Genomic DNA, 1,600 nt, shown 5'->3' with positions numbered 1-1,600 from the left:
AATAATAATGGTATGAAGTAGACGAGGATATTAAAGAAATTTTTGATGATTTTAAAAAACCAGTTTTCTTTTTGCGTTTGAGTTGCGATAATGATTTTAGGAGTTGGAGTTTTTCTTTTGATAATTGTTTTGGTAGTTTTATTGTTTTTTGATTGAGGTGATTTTTTATTGGATTTTGATTGATTTTTTTTGGTTTTAATTATTTTTTTAGCCATATGATTTGACTCACTTTCTTTTAATTTATTAGGTGATTAATGGTTTTCTAAATCGATAATACTGTTGGTTAAAGTTAAATTATCGTTATTAAAATGTAATAAGTGATGGAAATAATAATAAAGTTTAGTTAATAAGTTAGTTTTAATATTGGTTACATTAGAGTTATTAGTGTTTTGGTTAGTTTTTTGTTGAATTTGTTCGATAAGAGATTGGTTTTCTAATTTTAATAATCTTTTTTTTAATTGCTTGTTTTCTTCAGTTAAGGTTTGTAATTCATCTTGGGTATTATTATTATTAATGATATTGATGCTTTCGCCATAGTTAAAAGCGTTACAGCGTTGTAAAAGGTATAAGGTGTGGGTAAAGCATAGATATTAGTGGTTTGGTAAATTCCTAAGAATAAAAGCCGATGATAAAATAAATTAAGGTTTTTGTCGTTTTTAAATACATTCAAACACCTCCTTTCAGGGTTTAGTTTTAAAATAAAAAAGACTCTATATGAGAGTCTTTTGATGGTGGTGAAATTATTTTTGATTATTATTTTGAGGTTTTGTATGATGTTTGTCTTGGTAAAGAGATAAAGTTTTACGGACAGGGTTGAAGTGGAGATGGAAATTGGTTAATTCGAAATCAGAGTTATGAACAAATGCACGACCAAGGTAGTAGTCTTTGTCGTCTTCTAAGAAGTATTTAGGGCCTTTGTATTTAAGGATTAAGTAGTTGTAACCTGGGCCTTTGTGTTCGTGTTTTTCGAAATTAACATAATTATCTAAATAACTGTCATCTTTGGTATAGAAATGAGCGCTGTTAAAGCCGTTTAAAGTGGTGTGATTATAGGTATCACCATCTTTATTCCAACGGTCGAAGGGATGGAGTTCTTTGATGTAACAAACTAAATTAGATGGTTCTTTTTGAAGTTCACGACGATTTTCGACTAGTTTCAATTCTTTTCTTAATCTTTCTTCTTGAGTTGGAAGAGTTTTAAGTTTGTTTTTAATATCGATGATTTCTTGGTTTTTATCTTTAATCGTTTGTTAGTATTTGTCAGGGGTTTGGTTTAAAGTTATTAACTCTTGTTCTAATTGGGAGATTTTATTTTCTTTGTGAATTTTAGTTAATTGCTGATTAATATTATTTAATTCTTTTTGGTTTTGATAATATTGACTTTCGTAATAACCAATTCCATTAAGGTAATCAAAGGTATATTGACATTCAATCTTAGTTTCATCTTTGGGTTTATCTAAATATTGAAGGATTCCTTGACGCCATTGAGCGTATTGATTTTCACAAGCTTCTCTTCTTTTTTTAACTTGTTGACGATCAGGTTTTATTTTTAATTTTAAATTTAAGACTTCTTCGATATCAGAAGGCAACATGACGGCGT

General features: G+C 28.4%; 2 protein-coding genes and 2 pseudogenes. All 4 read right to left on the bottom strand.

Annotated elements, in window-relative coordinates; translation table 11 throughout:
- Positions 1-215 (bottom strand): annotated as a pseudogene (locus OYV_RS03810) (hypothetical protein); the annotation flags it as partial.
- 260 nt (positions 216-475) lie between these two features.
- Positions 476-670 (bottom strand): hypothetical protein, encoded by a 195-nt coding sequence (locus OYV_RS04905; RefSeq protein WP_148169636.1) that lies wholly within the window; start codon positions 668-670, stop codon positions 476-478.
- 70 nt (positions 671-740) lie between these two features.
- Positions 741-1,160: a hypothetical protein gene (locus OYV_RS05420; RefSeq protein ID WP_236620288.1), complete on the bottom strand. Its 420-nt coding sequence runs from the start codon at positions 1,158-1,160 to the stop codon at positions 741-743.
- A 90-nt stretch (positions 1,161-1,250) separates the two neighbouring features.
- A pseudogene (locus OYV_RS05415) lies at positions 1,251-1,600 on the bottom strand (AAA family ATPase); the annotation flags it as partial.

Source organism: 'Chrysanthemum coronarium' phytoplasma, assembly GCF_000744065.1.
In the GTDB taxonomy this organism is placed as follows: Bacteria; Bacillota_I; Bacilli_A; order Acholeplasmatales; family Acholeplasmataceae; genus Phytoplasma; species Phytoplasma asteris.
Note: the sequence above shows the minus strand (reverse complement) of the source record. Positions and strands in the feature narration are given on the sequence as shown.